Source organism: Clostridium massiliamazoniense (assembly GCF_001403635.1).
Lineage (GTDB): Bacteria > Bacillota > Clostridia > Clostridiales > Clostridiaceae > Sarcina > Sarcina massiliamazoniense.
Map to the genome: position 1 here is coordinate 1 of NZ_LN879463.1, position 1,198 is coordinate 1,198.

Annotated in this window: 1 protein-coding gene; it reads right to left on the reverse strand. The window is 39.1% G+C overall.

Annotated elements, in window-relative coordinates; all coding sequences use genetic code 11:
- Window position 1 precedes the first annotated feature (1 nt).
- Entirely contained in the window at window positions 2-1,195 is a 1,194-nt protein-coding gene (gene tuf, locus ARA19_RS00275) for an elongation factor Tu (RefSeq protein ID WP_055068975.1), read from the reverse strand.
- Between the last annotated feature and the right edge of the window lie 3 nt (window positions 1,196-1,198).

Below are 1,198 nucleotides of genomic sequence, written 5' to 3' on the forward strand. Positions count from 1 at the left end.
ATTATTCTGCTACCTTAGTAACAACTCCTGATCCTACAGTTCTTCCACCTTCTCTGATCGCGAATCTTAATCCTTCATCCATAGCTACTGGGTGAATTAATTCAACGTCCATATCGATGTGATCTCCTGGCATTACCATTTCCATTCCTTCTGGTAATTTTATTGATCCTGTTACGTCAGTTGTTCTGAAGTAGAATTGTGGTCTATATCCATCGAAGAATGGAGTATGTCTTCCACCTTCTTCTTTTTTAAGTACGTATACTTGACCTACGAATTTTGTATGTGGTTTGATTGATCCAACTTTTGCTAAAACTTGACCTCTTTCGATCTCGTCTCTTTGAACACCTCTTAATAATGCTCCTATGTTGTCTCCAGCTTGTGCTTCATCTAGTAATTTTCTGAACATTTCTATTCCTGTGATTACTACTTTTCTGCTTTCTTCTTTTAATCCAACGATTTCTACTTCGTCTGATACGTGAAGAACTCCGCTTTCAACTCTTCCTGTTGCAACTGTTCCTCTACCAGTGATTGTAAATACATCTTCTACAGGCATTAAGAATGCTTTATCTGTAGCTCTTTCTGGTGTTGGGATGTAGCTATCTACTGCTTCCATTAACTCATTGATACAAGCTGTTGCTTCTGCATCTGCTGGGTTTTCTAAAGCTCTTAAAGCTGATCCTTTTATTACTGGGATATCGTCTCCTGGGAAGTTGTACTCGTTTAATAACTCTCTTACTTCCATTTCAACTAATTCTAATAATTCTTCGTCGTCAACCATATCAGCTTTGTTTAAGAATACTACGATGTAGTCAACTCCAACTCTTGATGCTAATAGGATGTGCTCTCTTGTTTGAGGCATTGGGCCGTCTGCAGCTGAACATACTAATATAGCTCCGTCCATTTGAGCAGCTCCTGTGATCATGTTCTTAACGTAGTCAGCGTGTCCTGGACAGTCTACGTGAGCGTAGTGTCTGTTTGCTGTTTCGTATTCAACGTGAGCACTGTTGATTGTGATTCCTCTTTCTTTTTCTTCTGGTGCTTTATCTATTTCATCATATTTGAAAGCTTCAGCTCCACCTTGAGTTGCTAATACACTTGTTATAGCAGCTGTTAATGTAGTTTTACCGTGGTCTACGTGACCGATTGTTCCAATATTTACGTGTGGTTTACTTCTTTCGAATTTTGCCTTTGACATCGT

Bases quoted from the DNA above. Each gene is read 5' to 3' on its own strand.
- tuf (WP_055068975.1), bottom strand. From the start codon at position 1,195: ATGTCAAAGGCAAAATTCGAAAGAAGTAAACCACACGTAAATATTGGA.